This is a genomic window from Nitrospira sp. BLG_1, from assembly GCF_047338595.1.
In the GTDB taxonomy this organism is placed as follows: domain Bacteria; phylum Nitrospirota; class Nitrospiria; order Nitrospirales; family Nitrospiraceae; genus Nitrospira_D.
On the sequence record NZ_JBLFBO010000003.1, the window covers coordinates 48,629 to 68,426 of the forward strand.

A 19,798-nucleotide genomic window follows, 5' to 3' on the forward strand; every position below is an offset into this window, starting at 1 on the left:
GAGGGAAGATGGCGCGCATCGTGGCGCTTGGCGCCAGTAACCTCACCCGTGGATTCCAGACGATTGTCTCAACGGCTCGATCAGTATGGGGACCGGAGGTTGAAATACTTGCGGCGCATGGTCATGGGCGATCGTACGGAGCACCGAGCCGATTTCTTTTTCGCACGTTGCCCAGCATCCTCAAGTCTGGACTCTGGTCGGAGTTGGAGCAGCGTCCTCCGATGGTGACCAGGGCACTTGTCACTGATGTTGGGAATGATATTCTCTACGGCTTCTCGGTTGAGCGAACGTTGGGCTGGGCTGAAGAGGCGCTTCGTCGTCTGGCTCGTGTGACACAGGATATCGTGCTGACGGGATTGCCGCTTGCTGCGGTCTACCGGCTCTCACAGATCAAATTTCTTGCATTCCGTTCGATGCTCGTGCCGTCTTGTCGACTTACGCTCAGCCAAGTCATCGACCGAGCCGAAGGTGTGCACGAAGGGTTGGTGAAGTTGTCCTCGGTTTATGGGGCGAAGTTTTCCCAACTTGATCCTGTTTGGTATGGATTCGATCCCATCCATGTGCGGCCGTCATACTGGCGCACGGCTTGGCAGGAGATTCTGGGAGAACGGGTTCTAGAATCGCAGAGGACTCGAGCGATGCTGGAGTCGGCTCGGTTATACCTGATGCGTCCGGAACGTCGCTTGATCTTTGGGATCGAACAGGTGACACCGCAGTCTGGTGTCGTCCTTCGCTCCGGCGGACAGGTCTGGTTGTATTGATTTGGGATGCGGTCTCCACTCGAACGCTCGCTGTCGGGTGGTTGGGACTGGCTGCAGAGGGGAGGATGAATTGTCTGAGCCAACGTTTCACTATTCGATCTTCATCAAACGAGCCGTCACGGGCCTCATTCTCGGAGGTCTCGCCGGCGCAGTCCAAGTGTGGTTTGTTAAACGTGATCTCATATATCTCTGGGCCTCCATTGCGGCTGGTGTGGTGTATATGACCGCTTGGGTGACCTGTACAGATTGGCTGAAGCTTGCCGGAGGGAAGATTGCTCTTGGCGGGGTCTCAGGGTTGCTGGCAGCCATCGTGTGGTGGGCTATTGCTGTTCCGGCTGACGATACCTTCATCCAAGCTGCAGTGGCCGGCACCTGCTTTGGGGCAGCCTTCGCCTGGTCGGATCGGCGAGGGACCTGAATTTCTCTTTGATTCGCATCATCGGGGCAGGCGTGTTGATTACCGCCACTATTTCTCATAGCTGCAGGGAAGACTATGGGCTCCTCAGAATTGATTTGGTCGGTGTTGAGCCAAACTCGACTTGCCCGCAAGTTTCTCCTGGAGTATAGTGACCTTTATGTCCATGTTATGGATTGACAGAGGTGACTCTTCTTCATTGCCTAAGGAAAGAATCTCCGTGGTTCTCATCCTCTTTGTCTGTATCTGTGTCGTGTCACAAATGCTTGGAGCTCCAGTGACGCTGATTGATTTATTTACGTCGGACACACCGGCGGAATCACTCTCTGAAGACTTCTCTATTCCTCCAATCACACCGAAACCAGGAACACCCAGCCGGTTTAGCTTCCATGTAGCGTTCGAACCGTCGTTTCACATTTCAATCTTCTCAACATCGGTCTTTCACCCTCCCCAGGTCTAGTCTTCCATTTTTCATAGCATATCGAAGCTGTGGGTCTGCATCTCTGAGACCTTCACACGTGAGCATCAGCGCCTCACGCATTGCGTGTGGTGCGAGGATCGATGTGGGACTCTGATCTCAGGGGGGTCCGGCCATGATGTAAGGAGCTAGAAGAACCATGAAAAGGACAAGTGTTTTTACCGGTAGGGTCTTGTTGATGGTGTTGAGCGGATTTCTCAATGGACCGGGTGTGTGGGCCGTGTACGAGTTTGCTCCAAACGAGCGTACGGTCATCCAGCCTGAAAAGGCCGGAATAGCGGAGACGTTGCTCGATTTCAAAATTGAAGAAGCTGTCGGACACACTCAACCATCAGACTGTACGGCAGTCCAGAAGTTGGAGAATGATCGCAAAAAATTAGACCCGCAGTTGTCGGGTTCCGACGAGAGGGACCGTCTCAATTCGGCGGAAAATAATCCATGCAAAAATGCCGATTCGTCCTTGCTGATGAACCGGTGATGGTGCGTGTGAGAAAACATGGCTCTGCGTGTGATGACATCCAGAGCAATGATCTGAGTACTTAGCAAAGGGAGGCTTATCAATGACCTCTGTCGTGAATAGGTTGAGAAATAACCGAGATCTCATGCTCGCGCTGTTTCTTGCAAGCACATGGTTCTTCTTACAGGCAGAATCTGTGACCGATGGTGAGGGCAGTACAAACTCTGGCGTGTCTGTCGTCGTTCTCGCCATGCAGGATGACGCTGCTCCTGCACTGCAAGGTCTGCCGACTCCGAATAGCACCAAGAAGCACAATCGAACTGAGTCAATGGAAACGCCCAGCCTCTCGCTCAAGCAGGCATCCATCTTATTGCATAGAGCGGCCAATGCTATTGAAAAGGATGATGTCTTGACGGTGCAGCTTATTCGGCAGGTAATCGCTATTCTGAAGCACCACGTGATCCCATCGCTCCTTGATCGTCATTCAACTCTAGTCCCTATTACGTGGCTCTCAGGCTTGCCGGAGCAAGGAATCGATCATGAGGAGTCGGTGAGTCACGCCGGCCAATCGCTGTTTCGACATAAGTCTTCTGTCTCGAACGAGCGGGGAACATGAAGGTTCTGGAATGCTGACGAGATATGCCCGTGCCTGGAGAGGCAGAGCCGTAAACTATTGGGGTTCTGAATAGACTGAAGCGGAGGACATAATGAGTAGCAATGGTCACGCAACGCCATTAGAAAGTCTTTCTGACATACTTTGCACAGGGTGCGGACTTCCTGCAAATCCTGATTCTGATCATGTTGTGATGGAGGTCAGGAAGGGTTGGACTCCTAAAGACACTGTCTGCCTTGTTTGGCACCGTGGCTGTTACAATGAGTTTCTCGATCACGGTGAAGAATCATGACCAGGTTTATTCGGGAATGACGAAAAGGATGATCGGCTAGATTCGAAATGTTCTAAGTCTTTCTCATGGGAGAAGATGTCATGGTCTGGGACCCCAACGATCCATGGAGCAGGAATAAAGACCCGCTTGAGGAGGCTCTCAAGCAAGTCCGGTCGAAGATGAAGGAGCTCTTCACTGCTGAGCAGTTCGGAGGGTGGAAGAGCGGTCTACCTACCGGGGGACTGCTCAATGTGGTCATCACGGCCTTGCTGATTTTCTTCATTTGGCAATCGGTGTTTATCGTCGCCCCGGACGAGGAAGGGGTCGTCAAACGATTTGGGGTGCCGGTTCGCACCGTCGAGCCAGGGCCCCACTTCAAAATCCCCTTCGCTGAAACCGTTCTTCAGCCCAAGGTTGCCAAGCTGTTTCGTGTCGAGGTCGGCTTCCGTACCAGTCAGCAGGGCCGCCAGCAAATGGTGCCGCAAGAAGCCCTGATGTTGACCGGCGATATGAACATCCTGGCAATCGAGTTTATCGTGCAGTACAAGATCAAAGAAGCCGGAGAGTTTCTGTTCAACGTCGCGGATATCCATGAGACCATCGGCAAGGCGGCAGAAGCCTCCATGCGGGAAGTGGTCGGGAAGAGCAAGATCGACGAAGCCTTGACCACCGGCAAAGCGGTGATTCAGCAAGACACGATGACGCTGTTACAGACGATCCTGGATCAGTACCACTCCGGAGTGCAGATTGCCGCCGTGCAATTGCAAGACGTCGATCCGCCGGAAGCGGTCGCCGCCGCGTTCAAAGACGTGACCAACGCCAAGGAGGATCGGGAAAAGCTCATCAACCAGGCGCAAGGGTATCGCAACGACATCATCCCGAGGGCCAAGGGAGAAGCGGCGGAGCTCGTCAACCGCGCCAAGGGGTTTGCCCAGGCTCGCCTCAATCGCGCGCAGGGTGAGGCCAATCGCTTTCTGGCGACCCTCAAAGAGTACAACCAATCAAAGGATGTCATCAGCAAACGGATTTATATCGAAACGATGGAGGAAATCCTCCCCAATATGGAGAAGATCATCATCGATGGGAAAGGGGGCGAGCGCCTGCTCCCGTATCTCCCGTTGGATCGCCGCTCGAAGCTGACCGCAGCCAGTGGGGCAAAGGCCAGCTCGCAGCTGGAGAGTGAAGAATCCCGGCCAGAACCCTCGCCCACACTGAAATCGAGAGGAGCTCGGCCATGACCAAGCAGGGGTTGGTGCTGACCGTCGTGGCCGCGATTCTCGCGTTGTTTGTCCTCGGGGCTTCGCCGCTCTTCGTCGTGGACGTCATCCAGACCGCGATCGTGGTCCAGCTGGGGAAACCCGTTCGGAACATCACCGAACCGGGCCTCTACATGAAGGTCCCCTTCGTCCAAGAGGTCACCTACTTCGACAAGCGGCTGTTGGATTATGATTCGAACGCCCAGGACGTCATTACCTCGGACAAGAAGACCCTCTTGTTGGATAACTTTGCAAAATGGCGCATCGTCGACCCGCTCAAGGTGTATCAAAACTTCCAGAGCCAGCGCGGCGCGCTCCAACGCCTGCACGATATCATCTATTCCGAACTCCGCGTGGAATTAGGCCGGCATGAGCTCCTCGAGATCGTGTCGAGCACGAGAGCGGATATCATGCGGGTCGTCACCGAACGCGCAAAGGAAAAAGCCGCGGGGTACGGCATCGAGATTCAGGATGTGCGGATCAAGCGGGCCGACTTGCCGGAACAGAACGAGAAAGCTGTCTTTGCACGGATGCAGGCAGAACGGGAGCGCCAGGCGAAACAATATCGCGCGGAAGGCGCAGAAGAAGCGCAGAAGATTCGATCGGAAGCGGAGAAAGACCGAGAGATTATCCTCGCCCAAGCCTATAAAGAGTCGGAGGAGCTTCGGGGAGGCGGCGACGCGAAGGCGTTTCGCATCTACGCGGACGCCTACCGCCAGGACCTGAAGTTCTTCGAGTTCACCCGCTCAATGGAAGCCTACAAGAGCGCGTTCAAGGACGGCTCCACGCTGGTCATGAGCCCAGACTCTGAGTTCTTCCGGTACTTGAAGCAGCGTTAGCGTTCCGCAGCACGGTTCTATATTGTCTGATTTCACGGGAACGATTTCTATTCGGTTGCTCATCGAGGCAGCGTCAGAGTATATTGCGTCTGATGAGTCACATTGGGGAAAGTACGATTCGTTTGTTTCCTTCGTGCACAGGTGAGGTCATTCTGATCCTCCTCGTCTGTCTTTGCGTAGTCTTCCAAATGCTGGGGGTACCAGTCACCTTGCTTGATCTGCTGACGTCAGATGCGCCGGTTGAATCGCTCTCCGAGGACTTTTCGATTCCTCCGAGCATGCCAGAACCCGGTACTCCGAATCGGTCTCGGTTCACTGTGGAGGGTCAATCCTCGCGTCATTTTCCGTTCTTCATGACTTCAGTCTTTCATCCTCCCCAAGCGTAGATTTCGTTCATACCCTAATCAATTGTCGGTACGCGGTTTCCTGAAACGTTCACACGTGGCATCTACCAGTTTGATGTCTCGATAGGGCGTGAACGTTTCTGGGAGTTCGGAATATCCTGCCGATATCGGGTTTCGCAAAGCAGTGGAGGCGCATGCTTTTCAAAACGAAGTACTTTGAACTGGAGATTGGCAACTTTGTGTTTATCCGTGCGCCGTGGCTGGGTTCGGTATACATCGGCCCTGACTCTGGCTGTGGCTACCTCGTGAGGAGTCGCCCGAATGAGCTTGATGCCATGCGACGCGACTATATTGAGAGGACCCGAGAAGCGTTGCGAGTACGCCGCAATCCAACAAAATGGCGACAATAGCTCAACTCTACGGCTAGCGTACAGAGGAAGTCATGTGGAAAGAATTGTCCGGAAAAGTCACTCTGGCCGCGTTTGTCCTGGCAGTCGGAACGATGGCCATGCTCGACCGCGTGTCGGCGGAGCCGAATAAATTCGAGAAGGCAGCCTCAGCGAAAGTGTCGATCGTTGAGGCAATCATGACTGCGTCTGAGAAAGTATCAGGTGCCGTGGTCGAAGCCAAGTTAGAGCAGAAGCACGACCGGCTGATCTGGGAAGTCGAGGTTGTTACGCCGGAGAAACAGGTGATGGAGGTGCACATTGATGCCCAGATCGGGACCATCATTGATGTGGAAGAAGAAAAGGTGAAGTCGAGACGGATTCATCGGCGGCATTGAGGACATGGAGCATTGGTCCACGATCATCAGCCACCCCGTTTCATCGCCATTGAACCGTCATTTCCTGATGGAGCCGCAATGGGGAGAATGGATTACCGATTGACGAGTGGGAGAAAGATGGTTCGAGCTATTCCCTGTTGAGAAATCGACCAAGAGCAATGCGGTGGCTGAGCATCGTGCTCCAGGTCAGGCTGTTCAGCTTTGTCCGGGAGTTTACTGCCCGCACGGTGACGATCCTGACCTGGGGTGGCCAGCGCGGCGGAATATCCGTCGCGCTGGCCCTTTCCCTCCCACGAGTCCCTCTCGTAACAATCTTGTCGCCATCATCTATACCGTTGGGGTGTTTTCAATCTTGGTGCGGGGTTTGACCATCAATCGCTTATTGGGGGATTCACCAGATAGTTGATAGGCGAGGAGCAGACCTTTCATAGATTGCGATGGGTATTGGGAGTATCATTGGGTGAGCACTACTGGTCACGACAATGGTCACAGGCGCGTACGTGACAACATGTCGCTCGGATGTTAGATTGAGTTTATGAGCCTGATGAACCGAATGACATCATGCTTTCCATCCGGCGTCACAGCGGTGGTAGGTTTTGTCTTGTTACTCTGCATCTGTGTGGTCGTACAGATGCTGGGAATGCCGGCCACGCTCATAGACCTGTTGAATTCCGATGCGCTCGTGAAGGTGGAGCCTGTCTCGGAAGATCATACGACCGTATCTCCGTCACTTGAGTCGGAGCGACCGAGACTTCTGACGTTAGTCACTGAGTCTGATTCCGTGCTCCGGTTGCCAATCTTGGCTACCTCTGTATTCCATCCCCCTGCCAGTTAACCGCTTCTCTTTCACTCAACGCGACAACGTCGAGACATTCTGCGTGAAGCGCGGGTTTCATAGCCTTCATGCAGCGTTCAATCCGTCGTGTGGAAAATACGATCAGCGACCCTGAAGAACGACAGCTACTAACCGAATGTTGGTATGCCGTCAATCGTTCATTGAATGCGGGGAAATGCTTGTGCAGATACAGAGATGGATGGTGCCATGAAACGTTCAGTGTATCGATCTGTTTTTCTCATGGCCTTGTTTGTCTTGATCACTGGTGTGTCAGTTGGTTCTCCTGCCGTTGTCCTTCCACGCTCAGTTTTCGAGAGAGTGCAGGCAGATCACTTTCACGGTGTGCTGCTCGGAACAAACCACGTGGCCATGAGTTTCAGTCGAAATGGGCAAGGACATGTCCACGATTTCAATCACTCGAAGGAGATGGAATGGCAGATTGAAGAGGTCACACATGGCAAACGATCTCTGACGGTCCAGGTTCCTATCGATGGCTCCTTTTCGGTGAAACTTCCGGTTGGGTCCTACCGTGTCACAACCATGCGGTTCCGTAGTTCTGAAGGGACCTGGCACGGGGTGCTTCCAACGGCCTTTGAGATACGGCCATGGGAATGTACCTCGCTAGGAACCTCGATGTTCCAGATACAGGTGGGGTTTGTGACAGGGTGGATTTCTCGGCATGTGCTTCATGAGGAAGAATTCAGTCGCGCGAATCATGATCAACTGATTGGAGGAAACAAGTGTTCGATCTCCAGGGCTACGATTAGAGACTCGGTGAAGCAACCGGTCAGACTCGATCGATCCGAGGCGCAGCAATGAAAGGAAACCCGTCATGAACAAGACTACGCTGTATCATGGGTTCGTCCTGGGAGTCGCCCTCCTGATTGGCAGTATGGCCATGGGATGTGCGAGCCTGAGGGTTCCGCTTTCACCATCGCAGATTGCGATCCCAGATGAAGATCACGGACTGTTATTGGGGAAGATTCACCTCACCCGAGATGGAAAGTCCCCATCTGAAGGGCTGAGCTGGCCGAAAGAGATGAAATGGTGGGTTGAAGACGAGGCGACCGGGACTCGTTTGATGATCGGCCACCTCCCAGTCGATGGCCCGTTCGCCGTGCACCTACCAGTCGGTTCCTATCGCGTCACCGACATCAGTTTGGCAGGCACACGAGGTATTTGGCACACCGTGCTGCCGACCACGTTTACGATTCGACCACGAGAATGTACGGCACTGGGCACTCTGGATCTTGAGATGCAAACAGGATTCTTTACGGGATGGATGGCTCGGCAGGTCAGTCATGAAAAGGGGATCGATGCCGAGGATATGGGCGAGACATACGGCGCACAGGGCTGTCCCACGCAGGTGGCTCCGCTTGAAACATCTGTGAAGAGCGTGGTCAGAAAACAGTTTCCTACCCGAGGTGCTGGCCGGTTCTAGGTATCCAAGAGGCCGTTCCTCCATCGCCAGTCAGAAGTATTCTGCCTGGCGATGGCGATTGTCGTATGGCACGGCTTACTCCGGGGATGATTAGGATCAGGAATCGCGGATGAGTAGCATGGTTTCGACTGTCCTAGCTGATGCGAAGTCAGGTCTTGTGGTGTTCTTTGTGGCACTACCCCTCTGCCTGGGGATCGCGCTGGCTTCCGGCGCTCCGTTGGTCTCGGGCTTATTAGCCGGGATTGTTGGCGGTCTTGTGGTCGGAATGTTCAGCGGATCGCACACCAGTGTGAGCGGCCCGGCTGCCGGGTTGTCGGCCGTTGTGGCTGCACAAATTCTCTCGCTCGGTTCTTTCTCTGCCTTTCTGATGGCCGTGATCCTTGCCGGGATGATTCAAATCGCTCTCGGCCTTTCCAAAGGAGGGTTCATTTCTGAATTCTTCCCCTCGAGCGTGATCAAAGGGTTGCTGGCTGCGATCGGCGTGATCATCATCTTTAAACAGATTCCCCACCTTGTCGGGCATGACGCCGACCCGGAAGGAGACCTGTCCTTCTCCCAGCCGGATCTCGAAACGACGTTTTCCGAACTCTTCCGCATGTTCGGAGATTATCAACTGGGGGCCGCCGTTGTGGGTCTGCTGTCCGTGGCACTGCTCGTCCTCTGGGACAATTGGAAGGCGTTGAAGACGTCTCTCTTCCCCGCTCCTGTTGCCGTGGTGTTGTTCGGTATTGGGGGAGGATTGTGGTTCGAACACCTCGGCGACCCGTGGGTGATCAAGCCGAGCCATCTGGTGCAGGTGCCGGTGGCGGGCGACCTTGCTGAGTTGTTCGGACTGCTTGCCCGGCCAGACTTCTCGCAATGGATGAATCCGGCAGTCTATACCGCGGGGATGACGCTGGCTATTGTGTCTTCACTTGAGACCTTACTGAATCTCAAAGCTGTCGATCGGATTGATCGGCAACAACGTACCTCACCGCCGAACCAAGAGTTGTTCGCGCAAGGCATCGGGAACGTGACGTGTGGATTGATCGGTGGACTCCCGATCACCTCTGTGATCATCCGGAGTTCGGTGAATGTGAATGCGGGCGGCCAAACAAAGCTGGCTGCCATCATCCACGGCATCCTGCTTCTTGTCAGTGTTCCACTCATTCCGACCTGGTTGAATACTATTCCGTTATCCTGTCTCGCGGCCATTTTGTTGATGGCCGGTATCAAACTGGCCAGTCCCGCTCTCATCAAGCAAATATGGAGCGAGGGCCGATACCAGTTTATTCCCTTCGCGGCAACCGTGACGGCTATCGTGTTCACTGATCTTTTGATCGGCATCGTGATTGGGTTGATCGTGGCCATTGGGTTTATTCTTCATAGCAACATGCGTCGTCCAGTACATCGGTTGGTCGAGAAGCATCTTGGTGGAGATGTCGTCCATATTGAGCTTGCGAATCAGGTCAGCTTCCTGAATCGTGCCGCTCTCGCCAAAGCGTTGAATGACGTACCTAGGAATGGTCGTGTACTCTTGGATGCGCGAAGCACGGACTATATCGATCCGGATGTGCTGGACTTGGTTCGAGACTTTAAGGATCAGACAGGACCGGCTCACGGGGTCGAGGTGAGTCTCGTCGGGTTTCGGAGTGAGTATCACGTTGAGGACCAGATTCACTATGTGGATTATTCGACTCGTGAACTCCAGCAGGCCATCACTCCGCAGCAGGTCCTGCAGATTCTGAAGGACGGCCACGAGCGGGCCCGCACCGGTCGGCGCCTGACTCGCGACTTTAGTCGCCAGGTTCAGGCTACGGCAGCGGCCCAATATCCGTTGGCGGTCGCACTCAGTTGCATCGATTCCCGTACCCCTGTGGAATTGATCTTCGACCTCGGCATGGGCGACATTTTTAGTATCCGTGTGGCGGGCAACATCACAAGTCGAGAGGTCTTGGCGAGTGCAGAATACGGGTGTGCGGTGGCGGGTGCGAAACTCATGATCGTGATAGGCCATACCAGATGCGGGGCGGTCTCTGCTGCTGTGAAACTCCTCGGCTCACACCTGAGGGTTGCCGACGCGACAGGATGCCAGCATCTGGATGCGATCGTCAGCGAGATTCAGCGGGCTGCAACGGGAGTCGCCGGCTCGAGAGCCCTGGAATTATCCCCCTCTGACCTTGGAACGATTGCGGATGCTGTCGCTCGGGAAAATGTCTTGCGTGTCGTCAAAGCCGTCCGTCAGCAGAGTTGGACCCTCGATACCCTGGTTCGAGAACGACGTATTGCGATCGTTGGTGCGATGTATGACATCCCCACGGGGGATATTGAGTTTGTGGTCGAGGATGGACTGGGGAAAATGGGGATACAGGAGAACCCGTGACAGCCCCTTGTTCTACAGCGAATGACCTGGATCTGCTGAAAATGGGTCTGTCGCTCCCTCAGGATCCAGTGCATGCGTTTGAAACGACGACTGTACTGTACATAGGTTCTGGTTGCGAATAAGTTGCCGTCAGCAAGCTACTTTCTAGAAAGGGTTTCTGAACTCCGTCACTTGACTCTTAATCCTGCTAACCTGTAGCTTGCAGGCATGAAGCGAATGAGACCGGAGGGAGTACTCCTTCCCATGCAAGGATGGGCTATAGCGTGTCTAGTCTCATTCCTGTGTCTCTGCGTGGTCTTTCAAATGCTCGGCGTACCAGTGACGTTGCTTGCCTTGCTTGCGTCGGATTCGCCGATCGAGTCGCTTTCTGAAGACTTCTCGATTCTTCCGGTCATTTTGGAGCCTGGTGCGCTCACCCGTAGTGCTTTTTCTGTCGAGTTTCAGCAACTTGTTTATCTTCCCATCGTTTCAACCGCCATCTTCCGCCCTCCTCTAGGGTAGCCTTCGTTCGTACACCGGTAGGTTTGTTTAGGCGCTCAACTGAATCCTCTGTGCTCGACATTGAGCATAGATCACGTTGTGTGCCTCAGCGGTCTTGATCGAACGCCTGTTGCCCGCAAGCCTTAGGCATTGGACGATCATGAATGGTCACCCTCGTGCAGCGAGCCAAACCAGTCGCTTGCATGGAGCGAAATAGATCATCGTCGAGAGTAGAGGAACAACATGTCGAAGATGAATTATTCCAATGAGATATCATGCCCCAGCGGACAGACATCTCCGTTTCTTGGTGCGTGCGCATTCCGTGAAGCAGAGGACTTTCAGAAGAAGGTCTCTGCGGAAATTGTGAAGATGCGGGGCCACGAACGTGCGCGAGACATGCTACAGGATTTTGACGATGCAAATCGTGAACATGAGACAATCAGTGAGCCTGACGATTCTCAACCGCTCACGGTCGAGCCGCCTCTGGCCTTATCGAAGATCATTCCGAAACTGACAGCCGTTGAGCGGCTCTGGATGGCTCGGATCGTGAAGGCGCATGGTAAGGATGTCGTACTGGCTCGGTGGCCGGCCTACGAAATCCACATCAATTACGTTCGGTGCCTTCGTTAGATCCGAGGAAGCTACCAAATGACAGGAAGAGCCTAAGCAGGGCAACGCTGCAAGCTTCAATACATTGAGAGGGACTAGATGACGAGTTTTGTTACCCATTGGACAGGCTATGTGGCGCTCACCCTGTTTGTCGCCGCGTATCTGTTGGTGATCGTCGAAGAGTCGATTCATCTACGTAAATCAAAACCGGTTCTGGTGGCAGCGGGGGGAATCTGGATCGTCACGGCGCTGGCATACGGCACGCAACACCAAGCTCATGCCGCTGCAGAAATTCTGCGGCATACCCTGCTTGAATATGCTGAGCTGATGCTCTTTCTCCTGTCCGCCATGACCTTCATCAATACGATGAGTGAGCGCAATCTCTTTGAGGCGTTGCGGACCCGGCTTATTTCATTGGGCTTATCACTGCGCAGTATATTTTGGCTCACCGGCATCCTGGCGTTTTCCATCTCGCCGGTTGCTGATAACCTCACGACGGCGTTGGTCATGGGGGCCGTGGTCACGGCGATCGGTGCAGGTAACAGCCGCTTCATTGTCTTGGGGTGCATCAATGTGGTCGTGGCCGCCAATGCTGGTGGCACGTTTAGTCCGTTCGGGGATATCACGACGCTGATGGTCTGGCAAAAAGGCGTGATCCAATTCGGAGAGTTTCTGGCGTTGTTTGTTCCCTCACTCACCAATTGGCTTGTGCCGGCAATAGCCATGGCCATGACAATTGGACGTGACAAGCCGACGGCCATCCTGGAACCGGTGGAAGTGAAGCATGGCGGCTACCTCATCGTACTGTTGTTTCTTCTCACCATAGCGGGGACGGTGGTGATGCATCATTTTCTGGAGATGCCTCCGTTTCTCGGCATGATGACCGGACTGGGGGTTCTCAAATCCTATGGGCATTGGATACGGCGGAAGGAATTGGTCGAATGGACGGACATTCCCATGTCTGATGACGAGCAGACGGGGCAGAGGCCTGCGCTCTGGAAACCAGCTGTCAAACCGTTCAATATTTTCATCAGCATGAAACGCGTGGAATGGGACACGCTGATGTTTTTTTACGGCATCATGCTCTGTGTCGGCGGACTTGGGGCGCTGGGCTATCTGACGGTTCTGTCCAGCCTCCTGTACCAAGGTCTAGGTGCAACGGCCGCCAATATCCTCGTTGGAATCTTATCAGCCGTGATAGACAACATCCCGATTATGTTTGCCGTCTTGAGCATGAATCCGGATATGAACCTTGGCCAGTGGCTTCTGGTCACGTTGACCGCAGGGGTTGGAGGATCGCTTCTCTCGATCGGGTCTGCTGCCGGCGTGGCACTGATGGGACAAGCACGAGGTGTCTACACCTTCTTTGCCCACCTGAAATGGACATGGGCGATCGCGTTGGGATATGCGGCCAGTATCGGCGTTCACTGGATGATGAACAGCCATTTGTTCACTCCCTGACAGAGATTATCTATCTGTTCGTATGGGTTCCCTCGTTACAGGGTACTCGCGCATGCACGTGGGATTATCACGTATGCTGGCGTGGTCTTTTCGATCGTCACACAGGAGTTTGACGATCAACGGAGTGTTGGGAGGAAGGAATAAGAATGATCGAGAGAGGATGGACCATGCAAGGTCGCTTGGCGAAAGGCAACTCGGTCCTGCGTGCCCATTATCTGACGACCTGAATTTGCCGCCATCGTTCCGACTGATACCACCAGAGGAGCATCCCCATCCGCACGGTCCGGCCCGCGATCACTCGTACTATTCGAAATGTCCCTTGACACAAGTCGCTGAATAGTGTACATACACTCTTATGAAGTCGCAATGCTCAGAAGAATTTGGGGAATGTGTTGATTGCGCATGTTTCAACGTGCGAAAAGCCGCACGTGCAATCACGCGATTCTATGACTCTGTGCTTGAACCTTCCGGGATACAGGGAACACAATTTTCCTTGTTAACAGTCGCGCACCTAGCAGGTGAGTTGCCAATCACAGAAACGGCAGATCGCCTTGGTGTAGACAGAACGACCTTAACCAGGAACTTGAGAGTACTAGAAACTCGTGGTTTCATTGCAGTCGGACCTGGTAAAGATGGGCGTACGAAGTCGATTCAGTTGACCACTGCGGGGCGAGAGGCGCTGATGAAGGCGTTGCCCTATTGGAAGAAAGCACAGCAGACGGTCGTTCAGGATCTTGGACATGCTCGTTTCAAGATCCTGATGAAAGAATTGTCTGCAATTCGATCGTTAAGCAAACAATCAATCTAACAAATTCACGGTAGATGGGTGGTTCATAATGCCATGAATAGTGCAGCTACACTAATTGAACTTATACTGACACTTGAGACGCGCATATCCTTAAAGCATCTCACGCATAGGTAAGGTTCATTTCCCAGATTACCGTGTCATGGAATTGAGGTTCGTGAGCAAGTAATGGCAACTATTTTTGAAAAACACGTGCATATACACTATAAGGGAGGGGAGGCAATGAATCAGACGATAGATCGTAGCAGAGCCGAGCAGTTTTTCTGGTGGGTCACTAGGCACGCCAAGGCGCTTGTTCTAGCGGGAGTCATAGTGATAGTGGGCCTGGCTGCATTTCTCCCGCAGCTGACCATGGATACGTCGGCTGATTCGTTCATTGCGAAGGATAACCCCGCCCGCGTCTATCGAGATCAAGTCAAACAGGTCTTTGGCTTATCAGATCCCTTTGTGATCGCAATCATTAATCGCGGGGCCACCGGCGTCTTTAACCCCGAGACGTTGCAATTGGTGCAGTGGCTGACCGATCGGGTCAAAACCATTCCCAACGTTGACCCTGATCGGGTGATGAGCCTGGCCACGGAGAACAATATTGTCGGCACTGCTGACGGCATGCAGGTGAAGAAATTCTTCCAGCCGCCGCCTGCCACGCAGATTCAGGCCGATACGATTCGTGCGGCGATCGCTGATTTCCCGCTCTACCAGGGCAGCCTGGTGGCACGTGATGAAACGGCGACCTTGGTCACGGCTGAAGTTCTTGACGAGATGAAGAACGAGGCGACGTATCAGGCATTCATGAGCCTGGTTCAAGTGGCCCCTCAGCTGCCAGGGGTCGAGCTCCATGTAGCTGGCGAAGGGGCGGTCTCCGGATATCTCTTTAATTACATTGACCACGATGCGAAGCGAATCAATCCTGTTGTGGCGATCGTCATCACGATTGTCCTCTTCATCGCCTTTCGGACGGTGCGCGGGATGCTGCTCCCGAATTTGGTCGTGCTCGGCACGGCGGCGGCTGCTTTCGGGACCATGGCAGCGGGCGGGGTCCCATTCTACGTGATTACCAACGGTCTTCTTTCCATTTTAATTGGAATGGCGGTCGCGGAACCGATCCATCTCCTCACACACTATTATCAAGTGGGTCGCGCTCATCCGCATCTCACTCATCAGGAAATGATTGTTCGCACCATGACGGACGTCTGGAAGCCCCTGACGATGACCATTCTCACCACCGTCGTCGGGTTCATTTCGCTTTACGCGTCCGGCGGAATGCCGCCGATGCAGTATTTTGGTCTCTTTGCGTCCATCGGAATTATGGGGGCTTGGGCCTATGGCTTAGTCTTTATTCCGGCTGCATTGATGCTGGTGCCATTCAAGCCTTCCCCTGCGATCAAAGGCGACCAGACGATTGATCGCTATGGTCAGCTCGTGACGGCATTGGGCAACTTTGCGATTCGCCGACCAAGGCTCATTCTCAGCGTGACACTCATCGTTGCCGTATTGGGGACGATCGGTGCGTTTCGGCTCGTCATCGAGGAGGCGACGATCGAAAACTTTCAACATGATGAACCCATTTATCGCGCAGACACAGTGATCAACCAGGTGATGGACGGAACCAATTACCTCGATATTGTGGTGGAGACCCCAACCGCTGAGGGCTTGTTCAATCCGGATGCACTGCATCGCATCGAGGCTCTCCAGAGATTTGTCGAAACGTTGCCTGGCGTTGGTGGGACGACGTCGGTGGTTGACTATGTGAAGCAGATGAATCGGTCGATTAACGAAAACCGCAAGGAGGCGTATCGCATCCCCGATAACCGGGACCTTGTGGCGCAACTCTTCCTGCTCTACTCCGCCTCCTCCGATCCGACAGATTTCCAACAGGAAATTGACTACGACTATCGACGGGCCAACATTCGCGCCAGCATCAACACGTCCCATTACGTGAACAACCGGACAGTGATTGAGCAGGTTGAACGGTATCTCCTCGAACAATTCAATACCAATGAGATCGTGGGGCATGTGAGCGGGCGTGTGAACGTCAACCATCATTGGTTAGAGACCATTGCCTCCACACACTTCGTCAGCGAAGGTATCGCCTTAGTCATCAGCTGGCTCATGGCCTCCTGGCTGTTCCGTTCACTTGGTGCCGGACTTTTTACGCTGGTGCCGGTGTTTGCTTCGGTCCTTCTCGTGTACGGCATTATGGGGTTTGGTGGGATCTGGCTGGCTGTGGGGACCTCCATGTTTGCGGCCATTGCGACCGGGCTGGCGATCGATTTTGGCCAGCATACGACCCAGCGGATTCGTGAGCTCATGCGATCCGGTACGGGCACCTTTGAGGAACGGATGGCGCACTTTTTCCCGTCTACGGGGAGGGCGCTGTTTTTCAACTTCCTGGCTATGACGCTGGGTTTCGGCACTCTCATGATCAGTGCGGTGCCGCCACTGATCCGTTTCGGGGCGTTGGTAGCTCTGGCCATGGCCGTGAGCTTTCTCGCCAGTATCACGGTGATGCCGGCACTGGCGACGGTGTTTCGTCCACGCTTTCTTGGGTTTGAGACACCCGATCAGGAAGCAACTCAGGCCGTACAACTTAATCCGATCTTATCCGTGTCTACCATGAAGGAAGGAAGGTAATTGCTATGCGATCACATATACAGAACCTGTTTATGGTGCTCTTTCTGTTGATTCCTTTGGCCGTATCCGACGTTGCAGCGGAATCTCTACTTGCCGGGGAAGAAATTGCTCAACGCATCAATGCGCGTAACGAAGGAGAGGTCGTCTCACGTTTCATTACGATGGCCATGACCGATCGTGGCGGCACCGAACGAGTCCGAGAAACAAAGAGCCTCCGAAAGTATTTTGGAAAAGAGAAACGCACGATCATCTTCTATTTGAGTCCCTCGAATATTAAAGATACGGCATTTTTGACCTACGATTACCCGGAGGCCGATCGAGATGATGATCAATGGTTGTACTTGCCCGCCGCCAGAAAAGTTCGCCGTATTTCCGCCTCTGACCGCGGGGACTACTTCCTTGGCACGGACTTTACGTATGAAGACATTCGCAAGGAAACCAAGGTTGGGATCGAGGATTACTCGTGGAAAACGCTCGGCGAGGAGACCATTGATGGGCATCGGTGCTTTCTCGTGGAAGAGATTCCCGTGAATGAAAAAACAGCGCAGGAATTGGGCTACAGCAAGGTGCAGTCCTGGATTGATGCCGAGATCTGGATGGTCCGTCAAGCCAAGTACTGGGATGTGGCGGGTAATCCGTTGAAGACTCTCCAGATCAGGGAGATCAAATTGATCCAGGACATCTGGACCGCCCATCAACTATCCCTTGAAAACCACAAGACCGGCCACAAGACGGTGTTTACCTTCAAAGATGTGACCTATGGGCAAAGTGTCAAGGATGAAATGTTCACAGAAGATGCCTTGCGACGCGGCTATTAAGGACCCATGCCAAATTCATTTACGACGGTTGGAATCCTGGCGCTGGCGGTGTGGCTCATCGCCGCCAGCGCCCTTGCCGAGAGTACGCCAGACGAGACGAAATCGAGTCAGTTGAATAATCATCGGTTTAGCGCGGTGCTTGAATCGGAAGCGGCATATGGGATGGCACGAGATCGTGCCAGTAAGATGGAGATGGTGCTTGATCCGCAGTGGGAATATCGATGGAGTGAAGATACGCGTATCACCGGGATCGCTCGGCTGTATACGGAAGGGTTCGACCACCTCGAACCTGGTCGACTGAGCCAAGGGGAGGTTGCGCCGAATTCCCGACGTCTCCAACTCGGTGACCGAACCGACATGGAACTGCGCGAGTTCTACCTGCGGACGCAACTCTGGGGGATGCATCTTACGCTGGGCAAACAGCAGGTTGTTTGGGGGAAGGCCGATGGTCTGAAACTGCTCGACGTCGTCAATCCACAAAACTTCAGGGAGTTCATTCTGGATAACTTCGACGATTCTCGTATTCCGCTGTGGACATTTAATGCCGAATTCCCGGTTGGGGGCGGCAATCTGCAATTGCTTTGGATCCCGGATCGCACCTATCATCGGCTGCCTCAAGCAGGTGGCACGTTTGCCTTTCACTCCCCGCTGGTCGTTCCCCAAGCGCCTCCTGGTGTTGCGGTGAACCTTCAGCCGCTTGAACGTCCTAACAATATCGTGATGGATTCCGACATCGGCATGCGGTTTTCAAAGTTTTGGCATGGCTGGGACCTCACGGTGAACTATCTCTACCACTATGCGGATTTCCCTGTGTTCTTTCAGTCGGTGCTTCTGGCCCCGAGCGGCACCACGGTTACGGTGAACCCTCGTTATGAGCGCAACCATCTCATCGGGGGATCGGTGAGTAACGCTTTCGGCAATCTGACCATGCGCGGGGAAGCAATTTACAATACCGATCAATTCGTGTTGACCAGGAATCGAGGGGACGATGATGGTGTGATCAAGAGCGGGGAAATAGCCTATGTCCTGGGGCTGGATTGGTCCGGCATTCGGGATACATTGGTGAGTCTCCAGCTGTTTCAAAGTTGGTTATTCCATTCCGCCGACGGCATGGTACGCGACACACTAGACACCACGAGTACCGTACTACTGAGGCGACATTTCTTGAATGAAACATTAGAAACTGAAGTGCTCTGGTTGCAGAGCGTCAATCAAGGCGATGGACTCGTCCGACCAAAAATCAGTTATGAGTTGCGGGATAACTTAAAAATATGGACAGGATTTGACCTGTTCTATGGCGATCGCAATGGGTTGTTTGGACAATTTGATCGGAACGATAGGCTCGTAATCGGAATGGAGATGGGGCTCTAAGTGGGGTTTGATGAATTCGATGCCGGGAGTAATTGGGGGAAAATACGGAAAAGAACAGTCACCGCAATCTCCTTGATCTCATATACGGAGCTCGTTGTATTGTTCGATGGAGGCATGCCCATAATTTCGCTAACTGGCGTCTAGCTTCGTGAGGTCACCCATTGCGTTACGGAGCGCAACGGCAACTTCCTTCCCAACGGCTCCCTCATATGCCTGCTGCGCTTTCAGCCAGTGCTTTTTTGCCTCAGCCAACTTGTTGGCACCTCTTCCAGTGAGAATCACCCGACGTGTTCGTCCGTCCTCTGCATCAGGCTGTAATCCAACCAATCCTCTCCGCAAAAGTGGCCTGAGGTTATGTCCGAGGGTTGATCGATCCATGACCAAGTGCTCTGACAACTCGTTCATGGTTGGAGGTGTAGATTGGAGGCGGGAAAGTTGGGCGAGTAATGAAAACTGTGTGGTTTTCAGTCCGCTTGCTTTGAGGTGCGTGTCATAGAAATTGGACACACGCCGAGCAGCTTTCCTCAATACGGCGCAGTAGCATGGGGATTGCGGAAAGCTGGAATGTGTTTCGCTGTTGTTCTGGATCGGAGATTCCAAGTTTCACCAGTCTCGTTTTGTAGTGCCAGTATTATATAAACTCATTGGCCATTTGCAAAGGGGTTGACAAGTGGTGTGATGTGAAGTATATATGGGCATATGCCCGTATATAGGGGTATGTGCCCTCAAGAAGGTGGCGAATCGAAGAGGTACGGCTGAGCTAT

Annotated in this window: 19 protein-coding genes; 18 read left to right on the plus strand and 1 reads right to left on the minus strand. The window is 53.6% G+C overall.

The genetic code is table 11. The features are described from left to right. Positions 1-8 precede the first annotated feature (8 nt). From ACMTNU_RS04235 to ACMTNU_RS04320, 18 genes are all read left to right on the plus strand, one after another. Positions 9-761: a hypothetical protein gene (locus ACMTNU_RS04235; protein WP_413933954.1), complete on the plus strand. Its 753-nt coding sequence runs from the start codon at positions 9-11 to the stop codon at positions 759-761. Positions 762-831: 70 nt separating this feature from the next. After that, positions 832-1,179, plus strand: a complete 348-nt coding sequence (locus ACMTNU_RS04240) for a hypothetical protein (RefSeq protein ID WP_413933955.1) — start codon at positions 832-834, stop codon at positions 1,177-1,179. 614 nt (positions 1,180-1,793) lie between these two features. Beyond that, positions 1,794-2,132 (plus strand): hypothetical protein, encoded by a 339-nt coding sequence (locus tag ACMTNU_RS04245; protein WP_413933956.1) that lies wholly within the window; start codon positions 1,794-1,796, stop codon positions 2,130-2,132. A gap of 82 nt (positions 2,133-2,214) precedes the next feature. After that, positions 2,215-2,727 carry a hypothetical protein gene (locus ACMTNU_RS04250; RefSeq protein WP_413933957.1) on the plus strand — a complete coding sequence of 171 codons (513 nt, stop codon included), beginning with the start codon at positions 2,215-2,217 and terminating at the stop codon, positions 2,725-2,727. 369 nt (positions 2,728-3,096) lie between these two features. Beyond that, the gene (hflK, locus tag ACMTNU_RS04255; protein WP_413933958.1) at positions 3,097-4,233 is read left to right on the plus strand and encodes an FtsH protease activity modulator HflK; all 1,137 of its coding nucleotides are present in this window, start codon (positions 3,097-3,099) and stop codon (positions 4,231-4,233) included. Further along, the gene (gene hflC, locus ACMTNU_RS04260) at positions 4,230-5,090 is read left to right on the plus strand and encodes a protease modulator HflC (protein WP_413933959.1); all 861 of its coding nucleotides are present in this window, start codon (positions 4,230-4,232) and stop codon (positions 5,088-5,090) included. Before hflK ends, hflC begins: the two co-directional genes overlap by 4 nt. 786 nt (positions 5,091-5,876) lie before the next feature. Next, positions 5,877-6,218, plus strand: a complete 342-nt coding sequence (locus ACMTNU_RS04265) for a PepSY domain-containing protein (protein WP_413933960.1) — start codon at positions 5,877-5,879, stop codon at positions 6,216-6,218. Positions 6,219-6,762: 544 nt separating this feature from the next. After that, complete coding sequence (locus tag ACMTNU_RS04270; protein WP_413933961.1) at positions 6,763-7,053, plus strand: hypothetical protein; 291 nt, start codon at positions 6,763-6,765, stop codon at positions 7,051-7,053. A 207-nt stretch (positions 7,054-7,260) separates the two neighbouring features. Next, positions 7,261-7,872, plus strand: a complete 612-nt coding sequence (locus ACMTNU_RS04275) for a hypothetical protein (RefSeq protein ID WP_413933962.1) — start codon at positions 7,261-7,263, stop codon at positions 7,870-7,872. Positions 7,873-7,885: 13 nt separating this feature from the next. Beyond that, entirely contained in the window at positions 7,886-8,494 is a 609-nt protein-coding gene (locus ACMTNU_RS04280) for a hypothetical protein (RefSeq protein ID WP_413933963.1), read from the plus strand. A 109-nt stretch (positions 8,495-8,603) separates the two neighbouring features. Further along, entirely contained in the window at positions 8,604-10,856 is a 2,253-nt protein-coding gene (locus ACMTNU_RS04285; RefSeq protein WP_413933964.1) for a bifunctional SulP family inorganic anion transporter/carbonic anhydrase, read from the plus strand. 303 nt (positions 10,857-11,159) lie between these two features. Beyond that, positions 11,160-11,357, plus strand: a complete 198-nt coding sequence (locus ACMTNU_RS04290; protein WP_413933965.1) for a hypothetical protein — start codon at positions 11,160-11,162, stop codon at positions 11,355-11,357. A gap of 222 nt (positions 11,358-11,579) precedes the next feature. Further along, positions 11,580-11,966, plus strand: a complete 387-nt coding sequence (locus ACMTNU_RS04295) for a hypothetical protein (protein WP_413933966.1) — start codon at positions 11,580-11,582, stop codon at positions 11,964-11,966. Between the two features lie 78 nt (positions 11,967-12,044). Continuing rightward, a complete protein-coding gene (gene nhaD, locus ACMTNU_RS04300; RefSeq protein WP_413933967.1) occupies positions 12,045-13,406 on the plus strand; it encodes a sodium:proton antiporter NhaD in 1,362 nt (453 codons plus the stop codon). A 355-nt stretch (positions 13,407-13,761) separates the two neighbouring features. Then, complete coding sequence (locus ACMTNU_RS04305; protein WP_413933968.1) at positions 13,762-14,214, plus strand: MarR family winged helix-turn-helix transcriptional regulator; 453 nt, start codon at positions 13,762-13,764, stop codon at positions 14,212-14,214. 219 nt (positions 14,215-14,433) lie between these two features. Continuing rightward, positions 14,434-16,845, plus strand: coding sequence for an efflux RND transporter permease subunit (locus ACMTNU_RS04310; protein WP_413933969.1), 2,412 nt, complete (start codon positions 14,434-14,436; stop codon positions 16,843-16,845). Between the two features lie 5 nt (positions 16,846-16,850). Next, on the plus strand, positions 16,851-17,663 hold the full coding sequence (locus ACMTNU_RS04315) for an outer membrane lipoprotein-sorting protein (protein ID WP_413933970.1): 813 nt from the start codon (positions 16,851-16,853) through the stop codon (positions 17,661-17,663). 6 nt (positions 17,664-17,669) lie between these two features. Beyond that, a complete protein-coding gene (locus ACMTNU_RS04320) occupies positions 17,670-19,034 on the plus strand; it encodes a DUF1302 family protein (RefSeq protein WP_413933971.1) in 1,365 nt (454 codons plus the stop codon). A 129-nt stretch (positions 19,035-19,163) separates the two neighbouring features. On the opposite strand, the gene ACMTNU_RS04325 is transcribed toward ACMTNU_RS04320, so the two are convergent. Beyond that, the gene (locus tag ACMTNU_RS04325; RefSeq protein ID WP_413933972.1) at positions 19,164-19,541 is read right to left on the minus strand and encodes a MarR family winged helix-turn-helix transcriptional regulator; all 378 of its coding nucleotides are present in this window, start codon (positions 19,539-19,541) and stop codon (positions 19,164-19,166) included. Positions 19,542-19,798: the final 257 nt, after the last annotated feature.